Source organism: Pseudolactococcus insecticola, from assembly GCF_011170065.1.
In the GTDB taxonomy this organism is placed as follows: Bacteria; Bacillota; Bacilli; order Lactobacillales; family Streptococcaceae; genus Pseudolactococcus; species Pseudolactococcus insecticola.
This window is the reverse complement of sequence record NZ_BLLH01000014.1, coordinates 1-19061: the sequence shown is the minus strand read 5'-3', so window position 1 is coordinate 19061 and position 19061 is coordinate 1. Positions and strand designations below refer to the sequence as shown.

Here is a 19061-nt window from a genome sequence, read left to right as displayed (position 1 = left end):
CGATTGAGACCAAAACATTTCTTTCCATAGCTTTTGTCTAATCTCTGAATATTCTTTTTTGATTAGTCGTGAGCTTGCGGATTTATACGAGTTAATGAATTTGCGTAATTCAGATTGCGGTTTTGCTCTAAACAGAACATGTACGTGGTCGCCATCTGAATTCCATTCTTCTATGCTTATCTCGTAAGATTTTCCAATTCGCTCAAATATTTCACGTAATCGATTTGAAACTTCATCGTTAATAACCATTCTGCGATATTTCGTCACCATTATCATGTGATAGTTAAGCAAAAACACTGAATGGTTATTTCTATCAAATTCTCTTGTCATATATAGAATTATACACTACAATACTGAATGGTGCAAATTTTAAACATCAAAAGAAGAGCTGAGCTTACGCTCAGGTTTGGTTGACTTTTGACCCCTCCCTATAGAGGAAAGGGGATTGCAGTCAATGTAGGTTCAATGGCACTTGAATGGTGCGCTGTTCTGACGAGAACGTCCATGCCATAACTTGGTGCAATGATGTTATGTTTTGATAGAATTTCAGTAAATTCTTGTTTCGTGATTGTCATAATCTTTTAGCTAATTCTGCTTGTTCTTCACTAATTAGTTTGCGAATTTCTCCGTCTTTATTATTTAAATAAATTTCAATCATTTCATCAAGAATAGGAATTACTTTAATCCCTGTCTGTGTTTTTAGAAAATTGATTTTATTAAAGAAATCTGTAGTAACGTAGACTGTTTTTTTTGTTTTTTCTACTGCGTTTTTATTTATACTTTTAATAAATTGTTCGCTATCGGATAGTGCCGTTTGTTCTTTAATTTCTTTTGTTTTTTGAGCAGTTTTAGGTTTTTCGGAAACCTTTGAAATTGTTTCTAAAGGTGTTTCTTCAATGATTTCATCTGCTGTTTTTAGTTTGTTTGCGAATCTGTTAGCCATAGTATCCTACTTTCTATTTTGCTTGATTAAGCTTTGTCAAGAATTTCTTTTATTGATTTAAACAATTTATTGATATGAATAATTGTATCAAGATTATTTGATTTACGTGGTGCTTCATAGATTGTATTTGATGATTGAAATGCGGTTTTTTTAGGAATATATCCAAGGTAGTTTTCTTTAATTCCTTCTACTTCTTCTAAGGCACTAATTAAATCTTTTGATGATTTTTCACGTGTATCAATTTTATTGCCAATGATTTTATATTGAATATCAACATTAAAGGCTTTATCAAGTTGTGAGATAAATTGCTGTAAGTCATTGATTGCATATACTGAATTGTCAGAGCTTTCTGCAACACCAATTACAAGGTCACTTGCAAGTAGGGTATTTACAACAATGTCATCTTGAGAATTTTCACTGTCAATCAAAATGTAATCGTAATTTTCAAGTAGCTCATCATAGTTATCTGATAGCCAACTTACTAAAATCTTTTCGCGATTGATTTTGGAAACGAGAATCTTTTTGAAATTTTCCAGTTTTTTATCTCCAGCAATTAGGTCGATGTTTTCAGTAAGTTTTAAAGGTTCAACGACCTTTTCAAGGTCAGAATTGAACAATGCCATTACAGTATTTTCTGTTTTAATTTCTTCAAAGTTATCTTCAAATTTATCTTCATAAAGATTGGTCAAGTTTTTGGAATCGTCAGTATCAATTACAAGAACTTTGAACCCTTTTTCTGAAAGGTAGTAAGCGAAGTTGTACAGAAAGGCTGTTTTACCAGTACCTCCTTTGTTAATATTTGAAGTTAATACTTTAAAAGTATCTGTTAGTTTTTTTGTGTTGCTTTTTTCATTTTTTAGCATAAATTTCCTTTCTACTGTTTGTGCGTTTGTTCTTTTTTTGTTTACACTTTTTTATATTTATTTATTTTGTTGTTTGATTGTTATTGGGTTTTTGTATTTCTTTCTTTTTATATTTCTTTCTTTATATATTTGTTTATTTCTATATTTTTTATTATATACTAGAAAAGAAAAAAACGCAACAAACTGTGTATACGTTTTTTTGATGTTGTTAGTGATTCACTAGCAGATTAATTAATTGATTTCACAAACGTCTTGATATTTTCAGTATTTGCTTTAAATTTACCACTTTCAGTTTTTCTTGCTAAAGGCATCTTTTTAGGAATGCCATTTTCAAAGAAATAAGCTGTTGACGCGGATTCGATACTCATTTTTTTAGCAAGGTCTTTACCAAATTTACTATTAGCGTCTACAAACATAACTTTACTATTAGAGATATTTTCTGAATCCATTTCTTTAAGTAATGCTGGAATGGCTTTCTGACAGTATGGACAGTCAAGTTTGTAAAAAACTATGTTAGTTGGGTCTTTTACTTTGTTTGCTTCAAATACCTGTGAACTTTTTGGAAATAAGTTATTTGAAAAAGTTTGAAGATTATTTGTCTGTCTTGGTGCGCCAAAGGTTGCGATAAATGCTATTACTAAGTATAATCCATAAATTTTTATTTTTGATAAAAACTTGTTAGTTTCAAGTGCGTTTAGAAATAGTATACCTAATGCAAATATACCTGTTGTTACTGAGAAAAAATTCATGACATAATTTATGACTGGTAAAGGGCTATGTTCAAAATTGATATAAAAATAAAATTTATTATCAAGTATATAGTTATTAACTTTTAGCAACAATGTGATAGCTAAACTTACAAATAAAGTGGCTATAATTTTATTGTATTGATTTTGTTTATTTTTTTTTGTCAAAATATTTTCCTTAAAGATTAGAATGGCAAGTCTTCGTCGTTAATTTCTATTGGGGAAGCATCAGTGAATGGATTGCTGTTGCGTCCAAAATCAGGTGTTGGATTATTTCCAGTTGTGAAACCACCGTTTGAATTTGATGTAATGTTAGACGGATTGAAACCTGCAGTTTGTGTCTGTGCTGTTGCTTGACCTGTGTTTCCGTCACGTTGTGTACGGCTTTCAAGCATTTGGAAGTTGTCTGCTACTACTTCTGTAACATAGACTTTACGTCCTTGAGCATCATCGTAGTTACGTGTTGCAATGCGACCTGTAATACCAATTAAGGAACCTTTTTTTGCCCAGTTAGCAAAGTTTTCTGCTGATTTTCGCCAGATAACAATTGAGATGAAATCTGCTTCTCGTTCGCCGTTTGCATTTTTGAATGTACGATTTACTGCAAGTGTAAAACTGACAACTGCTTGATTTGAGGGTGTGTATTTTAATTCAGGATCTTTAGTAAGACGCCCTACCAGTGTTACATTATTAATCATTTGTGTTTTCTCTTTTCTTTTTTTTGATATAGTTCAGTTTACGAAAATGTTTACAAATTTTCAACCTACTTTCAGCTATTGATTTAACAAAAAAAGCCATTAGGAATTTCTTCCAAATAGCTTAAGTTGATTTCACGAACACTTCGACTAATCGTATAGTTTAGAAGTTAATGTGCTTTAGGAATTCAGTTAGCAAAACCCTATCATTTTCATAATCTTTTTTGTTATCTCGTGAAGGTGTGACGCCAGCGTCAGGGAATTTGTTAATATCCAATGCTACAAGTTCTTTCACAGTGTACCAATTATCTTTGCTATCATCGGAACCGTATGGAGTTGTGAGATAGAACCAGTCTTCACTAATTTCATCATAGTTATAAGTTTTCATTTTTCCCTCTACTTCTTAATCTATTAGAACGGAAGTCCGTCGTTAAATGTTGGAAAATCGTTTGCTGGTGGTTCCGAGTTGAATAGTGGGTCGTTTCCAGTAGGTGCTGATTGTTGTTGGTTTACTTGTGATTGTTGCTTTAATTCCGCAAACGGGTCACTTTGAACTTGTTCTTGGACAGGTTGACGTCTTGTTTCTGAAAACGGGTGATTCATAGGTACTGTTGATTGTTGAATAGCATTTGTTTGTGTTGATTTGTCAAGTGTAACAGACTGATCAATAGTTGTCAACTTACGAATAAAGTCGTTTACCTTATTATTATAAGTATCAAGGTATTGACCAGCTTTAGCTACAAATTGGGGGTCTTCAATAGTTGTTTTAAGTTCTTGAGCGATAATTTTATTTGCGAAAACAGATTGTGATTCTATAGATGGGGTTTGATTATCTTCTGTTAGACGTGCAGACATATAATTTAAAGCATAAAATGAACCATAATCGGTTGTTACTTGTTCTTGTTTTGCCAAAATTGTAAGGTAGTTCGTGCCTAGTTCACTTCCTGATTCAAAAATACGATTAAGGTTTATTCCTTTAGTAGAAAATTTTACAAGTGGTGTTGTAAGACCTAGTGGATTTGTACCACTAAAATCAATTGGGTTCCCGTCAATTGCTACTAAATATCCGAGTAATGTTTTACGGTACTTAGTTAATTGTTTCAAGTCTGGACGGCTAGATTTAATATTACGGTATGTGTCAAAAGCAATCGTTTCAGTAACTGTTGAAAATTTACCTTGAGCGTCTCGCTGTGAGGTATGCTTATAGAGTTCGATTGGGTCAGTTTGGTTTGTAAATGCTGTTGAATTGTACTTAACTAGAGCTGAGCTTACTTGTGCACTAACTAAATCATCATATGATCCTAGTAGAAAAATTGTTGCGTATTTAATTGGCGTTGTTGGTGATGCTTCTTGATTTGAATTGTTGCCAAAAGGGACATAATTTTGATCGTGTAGTTGAATGCCAAATTTGCCTTCTTTTGCGTCAAACAGAAGATTGCTTGTATCCAATGTTGGTTTTGTTTGCGATTGTTGTGTTTCTTGAAGTTGTTTGTTAAAATCCATTTTTAGTTTTCCTTTTTATTGTTTTTTGGTTTTTTGTGTTGATTTTCGTATTTCTTTTTAATTTCTGCTTTTTCTGATGCGGTTGCAACGTTTAGTCTGCTTTCTTTCCTTTTGGTAGCTCAATGATTTCGTAGTACCAATCATTGCTATAGCTAATGGTAATACGATCTGTATAGTCGCTCATTTTTTCTAACAGTGCTTCTATATTTCTATTTTTAGTAGTTTTAGTGAAAACATCCTTTGCTTTTTCCTCAAATTCATTTAGATCAAAATATCCTTCGTCTATGTCATAGAAAATCCAGTCAAACGCATCTTTTTTTGTCTCGAATATAGTACGTGCTATATCACTGTTTTCAGATGTATCTGATGGAAAGTGGTAATAGAGGATATATTTATGATTTTCCCCATAGAGACTTTTTTCATGTTCATTAAGCTTTTCTTCCCACTTTTTAAAAAACTTAAAATTGATAGAATAACTGTATCCTAGGGAAGAATTTTGGTCAGCATCAACACAAATCAAATTCTTGTAAGCATATGTGATGTTTTTAAAAATTTTGTTCATTGTTTTTGCTGTTTCCTGAAAAAATTCTTCAAGATCTTGGTAGTGCATGTTATCTAAAAATTTTTCGGGGTCTGCTAAATAGTATTTTGGGTTTGGCATATAATTTTCCTTTCTTTGATGAATTAGCTGATAACTACGAAGTGTACGTGTTTCCTTTCTAGTTTATCCTTTTAGAATCCAATTTTAACTACACTTTTAGCACTTATTGTTAAGTGAAAAGTGTTTTAGAAAACGAATCAAAAAGCTATTCTAAAAGAAAAAAAAGTCGGTAAAACCGACAATTTATTTTTCCAAATTTAGTTATCAAAAATACTGAAATTAATTTTTGATTGACCGTCTACAAACATACCTGTGTTAATTAGGTTGTACAGACGGTTTTGCGTTTCATATAAGTGATGAATCTCACTTTCAGAGTAATCTTCTGTCTTCATCATAGCAATAGTTCTTTCAGATTCGTCTTTGAAAATTTCTAGCAAGAGTTGATAATTAGTTTTTTCTATCATGATTCGACCTTTCAGATGTTACTTAATTATTTTAAGAGATTTGAGTTTATCAATAGTGTTATCGTCAATATTTCCTGTAAACTTACCTTCCGCTGGCAATAGTTCTTTAATTTCGTTATAAGCGTCACTGTCAGATTTATTTGAAGTTGCGTTTAGGATTTCTTTATAATCGCTTTTAGAATAATTGTAAGTTGTTTTAGGTATTTCATTTAAACTTTTAATTACTTTAAGTGGATTGTTGTCAATGCTACTTATATCAATATTGACAGTTTTGTTTAACTTAGGCTGACTAGGTGCTCCTGTAATTGCAAATTGCGAGTTGACACCTGCGTCGTAAATCGTTTTAACGTTGTTTGGCTGTGCCCACTGACTTGTATCGCTCCCATTAGAAAATTGACTAATAAGGTCTTTTACAACGTACTGAGCTGTGTCGGTATTGTCATTTATCCAGTGACCTGCTTGATTTGGCTTATCGTAACCTGTCCATACACTTGCTGTGAAGTGTTTTGTGGTCGCTGCTGTCCAACTATCGCTGCCACCTGGAACGTCGTAACCAAATACTCTTTGGTCATAGGCAACTGATCCTGTTTTCACTGCATATCCTGTTAGCTGTAAGGCTGCTTGAGGTGCACTCATGTTGCTTTGAGTTGTACCTTCCATAAGTCTTAAAGTTACATAAGCCGATGAGGGATTGTAGATGGTTTTTGAAGTTTGATTTGCAGTGACGTTATAAATTTCTTTATCGTTAGCAGTAATTCTTTGAATAGATTTAACAGGTGTATATTTACCTAAATTTGCTAAGGTACGGTAGGCACTTGCTTGATTTAGCGTGGATACATTAACACCTAAAGTATTTGTAATATCGTAAGTCTTTTGAGCGTGTATATCCATATTTTCAAGCGTATTTTTTATCGTATCAACGTTTAGATATTGAGTAAAGAATCTTAATACAGGTGTATTAAGCGATAACTGTAAAGCAGTGTTTAAAGTGACGTTACCATAAGTATAGCCACCATAGTTATCTGCATAACTGTTTGCGTCATATGGAAATCTTGAGCTTGAGAAAGTTGTATTGGTAGGCAGGTTTGTTTTATCAAATAATGGTGCATAGTCGATAATTGGTTTCATTGATGATCCGCTAGAACGTGTGTTTTGGTTTGCTCTATCTAGGTAATCTTTGCTGTTACTTCGACCTGCAACGCTTGCGACAAGAATGTTATTGTCTCTTGTAATTGATGCAGCAAGTTGCTGTTCGTTATCTTGATAAGTCGTATTATTGTCTACAATGCTCTGTGCTTTATCTTGCTGTGCTTTGTTAAAGTAGGAATAAATCTTAATAGCTTGTTTTGCGTCATTTCCATTGATGTAATCTTTGCTTTCAGAATTGATAACATTAATATATCCTCGATATTTTTGCTTGTTTTCGGCAATCTTTTGAGTAAAACTAAATCTTGGTTGAGCTAATTTTTCAATTGATATTTTCTTTGCTGAATTGTATTCTTTTTTATCAATTTTTTTATTAGCTAGTAATATACCAAGAACAATATCTTTTCTTTCATTAGCAGCTTTAGGATGCGTATATAGATTATAAGCTGTTGGGTTTTGGTTCAGACCTGAAAGATAAGCTATTTTTGCAATTGTCTGAGGACTTCTATCAGTCAATTCTGATAGTTTTTTTCCAAAATAAATTTCTGATATTGAGTTAGTACCAATGGCATTTTCATTGTAATAAACAATGTTGATATATTTTTCAAGAATATCATTTTTTGTAAAGTGTTGATTCATGGTGTAACTCATAATGATTTCTTTGAATTTTCTATCTATGGTTTTATCTTTATCATTGGTTGAAAAATAGAAATTTTTAACAAGTTGTTGGTCTATTGTTGATCCACCAACTAATTCAACCTGTTTTTTCAGTATTTTAGACTGAAATACTGATACACCAGCTTTAACAATACCTTTTACAGAGACACCCTTTTCCGTAAAGAAATTCTTGTTTTCTGTATCAATTAAAGCTGTCTTATATAGTTGAGGTACGTCTTTTAGTTTAATGTAATCCAAATAGGGTTTTTCGGTATCATATGAAAGTAATTGTCCTTTATCATCATAAATATAAGTATTGGGAAATTTTTCACTGTAATTATATTTAAGTTGTCTTTGGAAATTACTGGTATCTTCAATAATGTTATTTTGCTTGATGTATTTAGTAACAAAGATTGCTACTAATGAAATTCCTAGCACAATAACAATCAGAAAATATTTCATGTATTTTAAAAGTGCTTTTGATATTTTTTTCTTTTTCATACGCTACTCACCTACATTATCTTGACTTGTTGTTGTATCACGCGCACCATACGTTGAATCTGAATTGTCATTAGAAACATTGTTACTTGTATCTGTTGTTGACTCACTATAATTAGAAGATTCTTTAGACGTTTGTTCAATACTTTTAGAAATACTTTCAGATAAACTTGATGCTGATGATGCTTTTTTAGATTGTTCTATCGCTTGACTTGCTTGCATTTTATTGTATTCATCAGCGTATTCAACTTTATAAAATCCTCGTAGGTTGTATCCAAAGTAATATCTATAAGTAAGATTTATTGTTGTACCTGTTGGAATTAAATATACACCGTCTGTGAACTTTGATCCTTCTTGTGTGTAGAGTCCTGATCGTTCCCTGTCTAAACCTTTAGTAAGTGTCATAGCTAATTTCACTTCATCATTATTTAGAGTTGCAGGGGTTTTAGAATATGTTTGCAGATCGTTACTAAGGAAGAAAACTTGTATATCAGTTATTTTAAATACATCACTTATGGTATCGCCTTTTTTTATTCCTTTTTGTGATAGGCTTGCTACGTCATTACCCGTATCTACAATCTGATATTTATTATTTAAAGACTTGATTGTTTTAACATTTTCAATAATTGTTTTTGAATCAATTACTTTTTGACTTTTTTGATTATATTCAGTAATTTTTCCGTTAAACGTTTTATTGAAAGAGGCGTTTGGCGAATCAAAACTTGCAGAAATTGGTGCAGATACATTCTTTGAATTTAGGCTTTTAGCATTACTGTAAGCCGTTAGAACGCTACTTAATATAGAAACATTATTGCTTAAAGTAATAATTGCAGGCGAATCGGCAAATTCTTTACCTTTAAAATAATCTTTCAAAATGACACTGATAGTTTGATAGTAAGTAGTACTGATGGAATTATCTCTATATAGATTTTTAAAGAGTTCATTTGACAGGTTGATAATTTGAGTATCATTTTGTGTATTGACTTCTTTTATTTTTTGATTGTCGCTAATATTTGTTAAAGCATTTTTAATAGCTGCTTTATTAGCGATTTCTTTCAGCGTTTCTTTTGTAGATTCTTTTTGCGAGATGTTTTTAGTAAATATATCATTAACGTCACTGATAGATTTCATATCAGGGTTAGCTTTAAGAAAAGCTTTAAAATCGGTAAAGTCTTTTTCAGATATAATCAAATTTTTTTCTTTAAAAATATGGTGTGTTTTAGATTTATATTCAGTATATGTTTTAGCAGTTGTTATAACTGAATAACTTAAAGTTATTGCTAAAGCACTATATAAACTGTACTTGATAACTTTTTTCTTGTCGATCAATAGAACTCCTTTCTATTTTTGTGTTGCCATTCCTGTCGCATAATCAATAGTTGCGTTAGAAGATACATTATCAAGAACAACGACAGTTGCATCATCATTCCCTTGTTCTTCTAAACTTCCCCCTAGTTTAATCTGCAAGTGATTTCCTTTAGAATCTACACCTACATAAGCCAAACGGACTTGTCTAGGTAGTAATTCGCTCCCTGTGTAGATTGGTGTTACTTGATAGTCTAAGAAGTAATTAGGGTGTAGTTCTAACCATGAATCGAGTCTGTTTTCATAGAATAACATTGCTTTATCATTTCCACTATCCATATGAGCAATGTTTCCTTTGTTTAGCTGACTTGTTTCAGGAACTAAATTTCTAGGTTCGTCATTGACGCCACTAAATTGATACCCTACTAGATGCCCTCGGTCGAACAACCACGCTTTGCCTGTTTTACCATTATCGTCATAGCTTAATTTGTAATTATGCCAACCTACAGGATTGTAGGTTAAAGGTGCGCGTGATTGTCCATTATGACCAGGTTCGTCACTTGCTTGTAGTTGAATGTGACTATCTACCGCTCTGCCATATTGATCGGTAGCGGACATTACAAATTGTTTGTGACCTGTATAGGATAATGGTTTTTGTTCTTGAAGTCCTTCAGAAGCTTTGCTAGCTGTTTGAGGTGTGATTGCTGATTGCTGCGTGTTGTTTGCAAGCTTAGCTTTTACAGGTGCTAGTTTGCTGTTTAGGTAGTTTTGGATACCTTGTGTATGTTCTTTAATGTAGGGTTTTCCAACTGTTCCTGCTAATCCAATTAAGACTGCTGCTGATAATGTTACGAGTTGTTTTGTTGTTCTTTTTACCATTTTTTTATTTTACCTCTGTATTTTCTTGATTGTTCTTGCAAATAGATGTTTCTAAGAACCTTTGGTAGAATGATTTGTTTAGGTTTACTTTTTTTGCTTTTTGACTAGTTGGCATTGAAATTTTCTTTCTTATAGTTTCTGTACTTAATTTTATATTTTTATCATTTCTTTTTCTAGTTACTTTTAGCTCAAAATTTTGTGAAAAATTACGCAAGTTGAGTGAAAAAAAGAGGACAAAATTTGTCCTCTTTTGCAACATGAAAACACATATTCGTTGCCTATTATTTGCGCATGATTTTTCCAGTTGACAGTTGTCTAACGCGAGGTTCACCGTTAATTGTTACGATTTCGATTTTTTGATAATTGGCCTTAAACGGTTTTCCTAGTTTAGTGAAATTATTACTTTGATTACTTTTAGTTGATTCTTTACCATTTTCGTTTAGCATGAGCATCCTTTTTTCTTTTGGTTATTTATTTTTTCTTTTTTTCCCGAGTAGATCAATCACATTTTCATCTGTCATTCCAATATAGTCCATGAAATTTGTAGAAGCCTGTACGAGTGTGACGGCCATTTCTTCTGGCGACAAACCTTGACTTATGATGTCAGTTCCATTTTCTTCATCATTTTCTATAATTATTACCATCGGAAGATTTTTCATTATTTTTTGAGTAATATAGTCAATATTTTTTTGTTGAGTTTCTGTCAGTTGAGGTGTGTTTTTCTTTTTAGCTTTTGAGAACTTGTCGTTTTGTGTCATTGTTTTTCTTTCCTTCTTTAAGTGACTTTTTAGTAATTGTACAACAAAAAAAGTAGGTAAGAAACCTACTTTTAGCTTATTTTTTTAGTATCCTTGATCCATGTTGTCATCATCATAAAGGCCGCCGTTACCATTTCCAAAATAAGATGATGGCATTGCGCTACGCATTTCTGCCCACTTATCATCTTGTTCTCTTTCAATTTCTTCCCAGTCAGGCTCAACGTATTCTGGTACTTTTGGTTTTTTAGATGGTGTGTCAAGCTCAGGTTTAAGATCAAGTGCTTCTCTTTGTCTAGCAATGCTTACACCAAGTTCTTTTAGCATTTTTCCATAATTATCTACTTGTTCTTTGAGATAGTCGTCTGCTTCAATTGTTTCGTTGCTATCAGTACGGTATCTTTGACCATGATGATGCTTCCATGTATCAATGAGTAATGCTCTTTCAGTGCTTAATTCAATTTTGTTGTTTGTAAAGTCTTCCATTTTCTTTTCTCTTTTCTATTTTCTTCCCCTTTATTATATCAAAAAAATTTGTGTTTTCATTTTTTTAGAATGTTAATGATTGATTCTATAATTGGTTTTATCAAAATTTCCTTTTCTGATGTATAAGCGTACGGGTTTTCTTGTATGTTGTTTGTGTTTTTAATCTGAACTAAAATGTTGTTTTTTAGTGTGTTTTGAAAAATTACGTCTTCGATATTTTCTTTTGTAATTTTGTGTTTAAAGGGTAATTCTGCACGTAAGTTTTCATAGATTTCTTTATTGTAATCGTATCCTTTGCCAATAAAGAATGGTGTTTGGGTATTGTCGTTTTCACTATATTGAAAGTTTATCGTGATTTTCTTTTCGTCATCATCAAAATTTGCATCTTCATCTTGAACAATAATCTGATAGTATTCTTTTTCAGATGTAATTGGTAAGTAATCACTACCATTTATTTTGTATGTAATTATTGTTTGACTATTTTTAATAGTTTTTGAAAAATTGCTTTTTTGATTTGTTTTCAGCTTAGATTTTATAAATTTCATTGTAGGCTGCATGATTAAGAATTCGTTCCAGTCAAGCTTTTCTTTATTTCTTTTTTCTGGAAGTTCTGGTTTTGCATCAACAATGTTCAGCTTAGGATAATTTTTTTGCATTTTTTTTATAAAGCTTCGACCTGCTTTATCATTATCAACTGCTAAGTGTACTTCGGGCATATTTGGAATGTCATAGGTATACTCAGTCATTTCTAAAAAATTCTCACGCGCATCTCTATTCATTTTTTTATTTGTTACAATTTCTGAGATGTAGGTTGAAATAACTTTTTCTTTGAAACCTTCCATAGCTACTAACAAAACGTCTGTTAAAGTTTTTTTATAGAGATCATAATATGATAGCATGTCGATTGGTGCTTCAAATGCAATGATTTTATTTGGATTACCTATTTTAAAATTTAAGGCTGTGCTTCCGTCAGAATTAGCTAAAATTTTTGATTTAGTTTTTTCTGGTAGTGTACTCTTAATAGAAGCCCCTGTGATTTCTCCTTGATAAGTAAACTTAAAAATGATTACTTTTTGCATAATACCATTTAGCAAAAATTCTCCTTGGGCAATAATCTTACGATCAATCATTTCAAGAATTGTTTCATAGGAAATGCCACGAGCATCATGAAGATACTTTTTAAGTTCTTCTATTGAAACATCTTCGTCAACTTCATATTCAAATGGTTGATAGATTTGATTTTCAATAGTTACTGCTTCTGGTAGTTCCATATCATTGAGCTTATAGACTGCTTCCTGAAAGGATAAGCCTTCACCTATTTCTTCATTTTGCAAAAGTTGAATGGGATCGCCACTTTCTTGCCTTGAGTTCCAATAGTACATATTGACGTTAGTGTCTAATACAAGCGAGTCATGCTCTACTGTTTTATATGTTTTACCTACTTTCTTTATTGTTAGTCCTAGTGTTTCAGCTACTGAAAGGATGTTTTTTCTTTTTGCTTGTTGTTTAAGTGTTTCAAAATCCATTTCAGAGCACCTCTAGTGATTCGATTTTTTCATTATAGTCATCAATTGAAAATGGCGAATTTATCCATTCCTTGAATTTTTTTACTATCATTTTTAATTTGGTCAAAACTAGATCCTGCCTTAATTTTTTTCTTCTGAATGAATGAAACTGAAATTTGGAATTGCTAATTTCAGTATCATTTTAGGAAAAAAGTGAGCAACGCTCACTTTATTGTGCAACACATTTCATAGTATGTGTATTTTTCGATTGATTCTTTTAGATGTTTTAACTTCTGTTTTGATAATTCTATTTGATTGAGTAACGTTTGCAGCATAACTGTTAAGTGCAATTTGCAGTTTATAATTACTTTTAGTGAATATTTCCAGTAAGCAAGTATCCATTACTAGAAGGAATTCTTTTAGAAATTCGTCTTTAGGAACTACTTGGGCATAACTTCGTAAATTTACAGCGTCTTTTAATAGAAGTAATTGTTCAAGTTTTTCTTGCCAAACTTTGTTAATAGTTTTTGAAATCATTTGTTTTTGCGATTCAAATTCAGTTAAATTTTCAGTTGATGTTTCAAGATCATTTAATTGAATGTCTTCTTCAAGTTTAGCTAGAATAACGAGATTATCATAGACGCTTCTTTTAGATTGATTTGTGAACAAAACTAAGTCTGGATTTTTGATTAAGCTCATATCAATTGATGCAGAATTTGACGGTGCGGTTTGTATTTCTTTTTTAGAGATATAGTTTACTTCGTTAATTCTATCTATTTCGTCAGTTTCAAATTGAAATAGTTCAGCATAGCTGTTGAATTTAGCGATTTGTTTGTGGAGATCGTAGATGAATTTGCTTCCGTCGTTGATGTTGTCTTCAATATCGTCATCTTTTTTACGAGAACTTTCCATTTTAGATTCTGATATTTTTTGTAATTCATATGTATGCCAGATACGAATTTGATTATTCCATGAATCAAATACTTTTGTCAGTTTATAATTTTTGTTTTTTAGCTTTTGAATGTAGCCTTCATTTCCATGAGTTTTGTATAAATCATCTTCAAGACTTGCTATGACAATAGAGGTGCCCTTTTGTCCTTGACGTGCAGCACGTCCTTTTAACTGATCGTCAATACGTTGATTATCAAAGAATGTTGTAGCAACAACAAACAGTCCACCTATTTTTTCTACTTCTTCACTGATTTTAATATCAGTACCACGAGCGGCCATGTTTGTCGCAATAGTTATTTGACCAAATTTACCTGCCCTTGCAATAATTTTTTCTTCTTCGGCGTTATCTATTGCGTTTAGTAAGTTATGTTTGATTTTTAAATTATCGAATTTACGGGATAAAATAATTGATTCAGTTACTGTAGGAGTACCTATCAAAATCGGTTGAGCAGTTTTGTTTATTTCTATAACTAAATCAACGATTGTTTGAATTTTTTCTGATTGGTTTGTTGTGATAATAGGTGTTAAATCAATACGTTTGTTTTTTTTATTGACAGGGATTCTGATGATTTGTTTTTCATAGGTTTCTTCTATTGTATCTTTAATAGAATGAACGGTACCAGTCATACCTGTAAGCACTTTATATTCTTTGAATAGATTTTTATAGGTGATAGTCGCAGTTGTGATCGTTGGTGCTTGAATAGGGACACCTTCTTTAGCTTCTATTGCTTGATGCAAACCACTTTGTAATCGTCTTCCTTCGAGCGCTCGTCCTGTTGAAATATCGACAATTAGAATTTCAGTACCCTCTACAATGTAATCTTTATTTTTTTGCATTGTATAGTTTGCTTGCAAGGATTGAGTTAAGGCGTTTGATAGAACATAATTCTTATCACTGTAGACGTTATCTACTTTAAAATATTTATTTGCTTTTTCAGCGCCTGCGTCAGAAAACCTGATTTGATTCATGAGTTCGTCAAATTCATAATCTTCATTATTTAATGTTTTTATAAACGTATCTGTTTGTTGATAAATGCTTTGGTCTTTTTCAGATGAGATAGCAGATATAAGTGGTGTTTTAGAATCATCAACAAGTACTTGGTCAAATTCATCTACAATACCAAAATATAGCCCCTCTTTTCTCAAGACTTTATTTTCTATTGAGATTGTTGTGTTGTCTCTTAATAGATCGAAGCCTACTTCTGAATTGGTTGTGTAGGTAACGTCACTTTCGTATGCGATTTTCTTTTCATCTTTAGGTGTTGTGCTAATAGAAAGCCCAACGCTCATACCTAAAAATTCAAATACTTTTGCTACTTCATCTCTGTCACGCTGCGCAAGATATTCGTTTACGGTAATGACATGAGATCCGTATCCTAGTAGTGCCATTAAATATGTTGGCAAAATAGCTGTCAGGGTTTTTCCTTCCCCCGTTTTCATTTCAGCAATATGCCCATAAGCTAATGCTAAACCACCAATCAATTGACTGTCATATGGTCGCTTATTTTCAATTCTGAATACCGCTTCCGATGCAACACTAAAACTTTTAGCTATTTTATCTTCATCGTGGATATAATCGAAGTTTCCATTGGCGTCTTTTTTGAGTTGAAATGCGATCTTTTGAAATTCTTTGTCAGATAATTGTTTATAGTTATTTTCATAATGACGTATTTTTTCAACTAATTTTTTGTATTGCTTTAAAACTTTTCTTTCTGTGAATTGGTCATATTTGTCTTTTAGAAACATTAAAACCCCTTTTCTATGATTGTATTATTATACGAAAATACTTTTGCGAATAATAGAGAGTTTTAACCAAAAAAACGAATCATTCATATTTGAAAAAGCGGATGATTCTTGTTTGCTTGATAAGAATGTTAATGATTAAGAAGGCGTGCCCGTGAAAAAAAACTAAACGCTAGTCATCGCAGTCGCAGCTAGCGCAAAAAAATACCCTAGAGATTCGCAGTCTCTGGAGTATTTGTGTTATATGAACAGGTCAAAGTAATTAGTGCTAGTTGGTAGCAAATGCGAAACGACAATCCTTTGATTATCAATGAAAAAGAACACCATATATTTTTTTGACACAATCAAAGTGAATCGAGTGTCAAATTTCTGACTCAATCGTTTGCCTATCTTTTCATCAGCACTTGGATAACCCTCTGGCATGTATTTGATTTTCTCAATGTCATCAAATATATTTTTAACCCTTTTGTCCGCTGTTGTTGGATTGAGCAGCACGTTTGATATATAATCCCTAATGTCTGAAATCTTATCTAAGACGCTTGGATCATATTCGATTCTATATTCCAAATCTGTCCCTCGCATCTCTTTCAGAAATAGTTTTACCTGCTTTATAATTTTCTACGCTTTGATTGATTTGATCTTGAAGATTTTCGATAAGGGTATCTCTCTCGAAATCTTTTTCTGTGCGAAACGGAATATTGTTTTTTTTGACGGTTTGCTCAAACAACTCGTTTAAAATTTCTGTAACGTTGTAACCACGTTCTGAAAAAATTTCTTTGACTTTTTTGTACATGATGTAATCAGTTTTGAAACTTACTGTTTGGTTTTTTTCTCTTGGTACAGTTTCCATTTTGTTGTTTACCTTTCGTTAACTTGCTTTAATTATATCATAAACAAGTCGTAACTTGTTTATCTAATGGCAAAAAAATTCATGTAACTTGTAGCAACATGTTTCAAGAATATTTACTGGCTTTTTGAAAAATCTAGGGGATTTGGAATGGCAACTATTTGAAAGTTTTCCTTATTTAACGATTTTTCAGTTTCACTAATTCGTTATTTCACTTATTTGGTGAAACGTTATTTTGCTTATTTAACTATTTTACGGTTTTGTTAAATAGTTATTTTGCTTATTTAACTATTTTTCAGTTTTGTTAATTCGTTAAATAACGCATTTAGCTTGAGATTCCTAAAAAAATTGCTTTAAAAATATGACATGAAACCTCTGCTATATGTATCATTTTAAAAACTCTATAATCCTTTAAATCACGCGCCTTTAGGTGTATTTTATCAAGAGAGCTGTATGGCATTTTCCCTTATGCTCCACTCACATAATATAATCAGACGTGTACAATTTCCTTATTCACCTTACAACTTATTTTGAGTGATTACTTTGAGAATTATTTTAGTGCTCGTTTTAGTGATTTTTTTAAAGTTATTTTTTAACGGGGCAATTTTCTTTGAGTTAATTTCATCAGGATATTTTCATTGAGTTAATTTTTGAGATATTTTTTTGAGTGTGCGGCGATAATTTTTTTAAAGTAAGTCTTGCAGTTTATTTTTAAGTGAATCTTGCAGAATATTTTTAAAGTAAATCTTGCAGATTGTTTTTAAAGCGAATCCTGGAGTTTATTTTTAAGTGAACCTTGCATATGCTTAGTCCATGAAGAAAATTTTTCTAGTTATTTCTTAAAGTGAATCTTGCAGGATATTTTGACAGCGTGCCTGAAAGATGTATTTGTGAATGATTTTTTTAAAAAAAAATGTTATAATGAATTTAGCGAAACGTAAGAAGTCACGCATAGAAACACAAAAGCCAAGAGGTTGGGCCCTCTTGGCTTTTTTTGCACTAGTTGCGACGACTAGCGTGTGGTTGATTCACGTGGCACAAATTAGTCGTCATCTCGGTTATCCAACCAATAACTGAACAGTTCCACAAGGGCGCCGACCAACAAAGGGATAACGACCAACGTACAGAAGTCACGAATCATAGAAACTCACCTCCTCCTTGGCGGGATTCGGGTTTGTGCCAAAGAATATTATATCACAAAATAATTTCTAGTTTTCGTCACTGTCAAATGAATCATGCAGATTATTTTTTAAGTGAACCCAGCAGATATTTTTTTAGCCTGCATTAAGAAAATTTTGGAAAGAAATTTCCTAAAATGATTTTCTTTTAGTCACGCGCGTGATGGTTCACTGTGTGCAAAAAAAAGAATCAAAGAGTTGATTCTTTATTGGCTTTTAGATTTTTCTAGTAATTGCGAGCAGTCCAATTGCCAATAAGGCTACAATGATGATGATTTTCAAGGCGCCTTTTAGAAAGTGTATAATGACACTTACAACAATTGTGCTAACAATCCATACCCAAGGCAAACTGTGAGTGAATGTTGATAGTGTATGCGTTGAAGTTATGCCAAAGAATTGCAATATAGAGTGACTAACAGGAAGGTCTGCCACTTTATCAATTTTGTCTGGAATAGCTCTCGAATAGTTGCCGAGCTGAGTGAAAATTGCTGAATTATAGATATTTAGCAATATGATGTCTTTGTATTTTTTGAGGAATCTCTTGATTGTCATTTCTTCTTCTTCTTTTTAGTCTCTTCTTTAGTTTCTTCCGCTTTTGGAAAGTAGTGGATAATCTCGTCAGAATTTGCTTGTCTTAATTTCTTTCCGTCTTCCGTTCGCCAGTCTTCGTCTATGACATAGTCTGTGAAGTGTTCTATTCGGGGATGCTTACGTGATCCACCCCATGTTGCCTTACTAACGATTGCGTATGGTACGAATCCCAACTTTTCTTTTTTCTCGGCTTTTGCTTTTCGTTCGGCGGTTTCGATAGCACGACGCTCTTTGTATATTATATACTTTTTAGTTAGCTTATCAATATCGTATTGTTCTCTATCTATTAACGAATAGAAATACGTCCTGTTGTAGTGACTGCTTGTGTGATGCCAGCTACTCTGATACAGAATTTTTTGACGTAGGAATGCAACCGAAAATGGTTTCAACCTTTCGTCATGTTCCACAAAATCTGCTTTTGTCCATTTGCTTAATGGCTTTTCGCCATCATTATATGCGTCAACTGCGTTGTTGCTCATGCTGTATCCCTTATATCCTGCCATTTTTTTGATTTCTCCTATCTGCTATTTGAATGAAAAAAAGCCTAATACAATTTTCTTGTATTAGGCTTTTTTTATTTCTTTTTTTAGAATGAGCGTTTAGCCATACGATTAGCTGGTACTTCTGCATTAAGTGTCGCAAAAGATTGTCCTTTAGCAAGTACAGGACGAGTTTGTGGTGAAACACGTGTATAGCTCTTTTCAC

At 32.3% G+C, this 19061-nt stretch carries 23 protein-coding genes; all 23 read right to left on the bottom strand.

Annotated features, from left to right (window positions below):
* Window positions 1–330, bottom strand: a 330-nt coding sequence (gene tnpA / locus Hs20B_RS09315) for an IS200/IS605 family transposase (protein WP_172357870.1), incomplete at its 3' end; no start/stop codon positions are given.
* A 98-nt stretch (window positions 331–428) separates the two neighbouring features.
* Window positions 429–575, bottom strand: coding sequence for a hypothetical protein (locus tag Hs20B_RS09310; protein ID WP_172357868.1), 147 nt, complete (start codon window positions 573–575; stop codon window positions 429–431).
* Entirely contained in the window at window positions 572–943 is a 372-nt protein-coding gene (locus tag Hs20B_RS09305; protein ID WP_172357866.1) for a hypothetical protein, read from the bottom strand. Before Hs20B_RS09305 ends, Hs20B_RS09310 begins: the two co-directional genes overlap by 4 nt.
* 26 nt (window positions 944–969) lie before the next feature.
* Window positions 970–1806, bottom strand: coding sequence for a ParA family protein (locus Hs20B_RS09300; RefSeq protein ID WP_172357864.1), 837 nt, complete (start codon window positions 1804–1806; stop codon window positions 970–972).
* 227 nt (window positions 1807–2033) lie between these two features.
* Window positions 2034–2720, bottom strand: coding sequence for a thioredoxin domain-containing protein (locus tag Hs20B_RS09295; protein ID WP_172357862.1), 687 nt, complete (start codon window positions 2718–2720; stop codon window positions 2034–2036).
* 17 nt (window positions 2721–2737) lie between these two features.
* Complete coding sequence (gene ssb, locus Hs20B_RS09290) at window positions 2738–3250, bottom strand: single-stranded DNA-binding protein (protein WP_172357860.1); 513 nt, start codon at window positions 3248–3250, stop codon at window positions 2738–2740.
* Between the two features lie 160 nt (window positions 3251–3410).
* A complete protein-coding gene (locus Hs20B_RS09285; RefSeq protein ID WP_172357858.1) occupies window positions 3411–3635 on the bottom strand; it encodes a hypothetical protein in 225 nt (74 codons plus the stop codon).
* A gap of 23 nt (window positions 3636–3658) precedes the next feature.
* Entirely contained in the window at window positions 3659–4750 is a 1092-nt protein-coding gene (locus tag Hs20B_RS09280) for a hypothetical protein (RefSeq protein WP_172357856.1), read from the bottom strand.
* 91 nt (window positions 4751–4841) lie between these two features.
* Window positions 4842–5411: a hypothetical protein gene (locus tag Hs20B_RS09275; protein ID WP_172357854.1), complete on the bottom strand. Its 570-nt coding sequence runs from the start codon at window positions 5409–5411 to the stop codon at window positions 4842–4844.
* Between the two features lie 197 nt (window positions 5412–5608).
* On the bottom strand, window positions 5609–5815 hold the full coding sequence (locus Hs20B_RS09270) for a hypothetical protein (RefSeq protein WP_172357852.1): 207 nt from the start codon (window positions 5813–5815) through the stop codon (window positions 5609–5611).
* An 18-nt stretch (window positions 5816–5833) separates the two neighbouring features.
* Window positions 5834–8119 (bottom strand): transglycosylase domain-containing protein, encoded by a 2286-nt coding sequence (locus Hs20B_RS09265; RefSeq protein ID WP_172357850.1) that lies wholly within the window; start codon window positions 8117–8119, stop codon window positions 5834–5836.
* A 3-nt stretch (window positions 8120–8122) separates the two neighbouring features.
* Entirely contained in the window at window positions 8123–9445 is a 1323-nt protein-coding gene (locus tag Hs20B_RS09260; RefSeq protein ID WP_172357848.1) for a hypothetical protein, read from the bottom strand.
* A gap of 12 nt (window positions 9446–9457) precedes the next feature.
* A complete protein-coding gene (locus Hs20B_RS09775; RefSeq protein ID WP_172357846.1) occupies window positions 9458–10300 on the bottom strand; it encodes a DNA/RNA non-specific endonuclease in 843 nt (280 codons plus the stop codon).
* Between the two features lie 281 nt (window positions 10301–10581).
* Window positions 10582–10746, bottom strand: a complete 165-nt coding sequence (locus tag Hs20B_RS09250) for a hypothetical protein (RefSeq protein ID WP_172357844.1) — start codon at window positions 10744–10746, stop codon at window positions 10582–10584.
* Between the two features lie 21 nt (window positions 10747–10767).
* A complete protein-coding gene (locus Hs20B_RS09245; protein WP_172357842.1) occupies window positions 10768–11058 on the bottom strand; it encodes a hypothetical protein in 291 nt (96 codons plus the stop codon).
* A gap of 84 nt (window positions 11059–11142) precedes the next feature.
* The gene (locus Hs20B_RS09240) at window positions 11143–11541 is read right to left on the bottom strand and encodes a hypothetical protein (protein WP_172357840.1); all 399 of its coding nucleotides are present in this window, start codon (window positions 11539–11541) and stop codon (window positions 11143–11145) included.
* A 56-nt stretch (window positions 11542–11597) separates the two neighbouring features.
* Window positions 11598–13067, bottom strand: a complete 1470-nt coding sequence (locus tag Hs20B_RS09235; protein WP_172357838.1) for a toprim domain-containing protein — start codon at window positions 13065–13067, stop codon at window positions 11598–11600.
* Between the two features lie 225 nt (window positions 13068–13292).
* Entirely contained in the window at window positions 13293–15743 is a 2451-nt protein-coding gene (locus Hs20B_RS09230; protein WP_172357836.1) for a preprotein translocase subunit SecA, read from the bottom strand.
* 237 nt (window positions 15744–15980) lie between these two features.
* On the bottom strand, window positions 15981–16307 hold the full coding sequence (locus tag Hs20B_RS09225; RefSeq protein ID WP_172357834.1) for a type II toxin-antitoxin system RelE/ParE family toxin: 327 nt from the start codon (window positions 16305–16307) through the stop codon (window positions 15981–15983).
* Window positions 16297–16590, bottom strand: coding sequence for a type II toxin-antitoxin system RelB/ParD family antitoxin (gene relB / locus Hs20B_RS09220; protein ID WP_172357832.1), 294 nt, complete (start codon window positions 16588–16590; stop codon window positions 16297–16299). The genes Hs20B_RS09225 and relB overlap by 11 nt, the downstream gene beginning before the upstream one ends.
* Window positions 16591–17629: 1039 nt before the next feature.
* Window positions 17630–17728 (bottom strand): type I toxin-antitoxin system Fst family toxin, encoded by a 99-nt coding sequence (locus Hs20B_RS09215; protein WP_172357830.1) that lies wholly within the window; start codon window positions 17726–17728, stop codon window positions 17630–17632.
* 253 nt (window positions 17729–17981) lie between these two features.
* Window positions 17982–18317 carry a hypothetical protein gene (locus Hs20B_RS09210; RefSeq protein WP_172357828.1) on the bottom strand — a complete coding sequence of 112 codons (336 nt, stop codon included), beginning with the start codon at window positions 18315–18317 and terminating at the stop codon, window positions 17982–17984.
* Window positions 18314–18859, bottom strand: coding sequence for a hypothetical protein (locus Hs20B_RS09205; RefSeq protein WP_172357826.1), 546 nt, complete (start codon window positions 18857–18859; stop codon window positions 18314–18316). Before Hs20B_RS09205 ends, Hs20B_RS09210 begins: the two co-directional genes overlap by 4 nt.
* Window positions 18860–19061 lie beyond the last annotated feature (202 nt).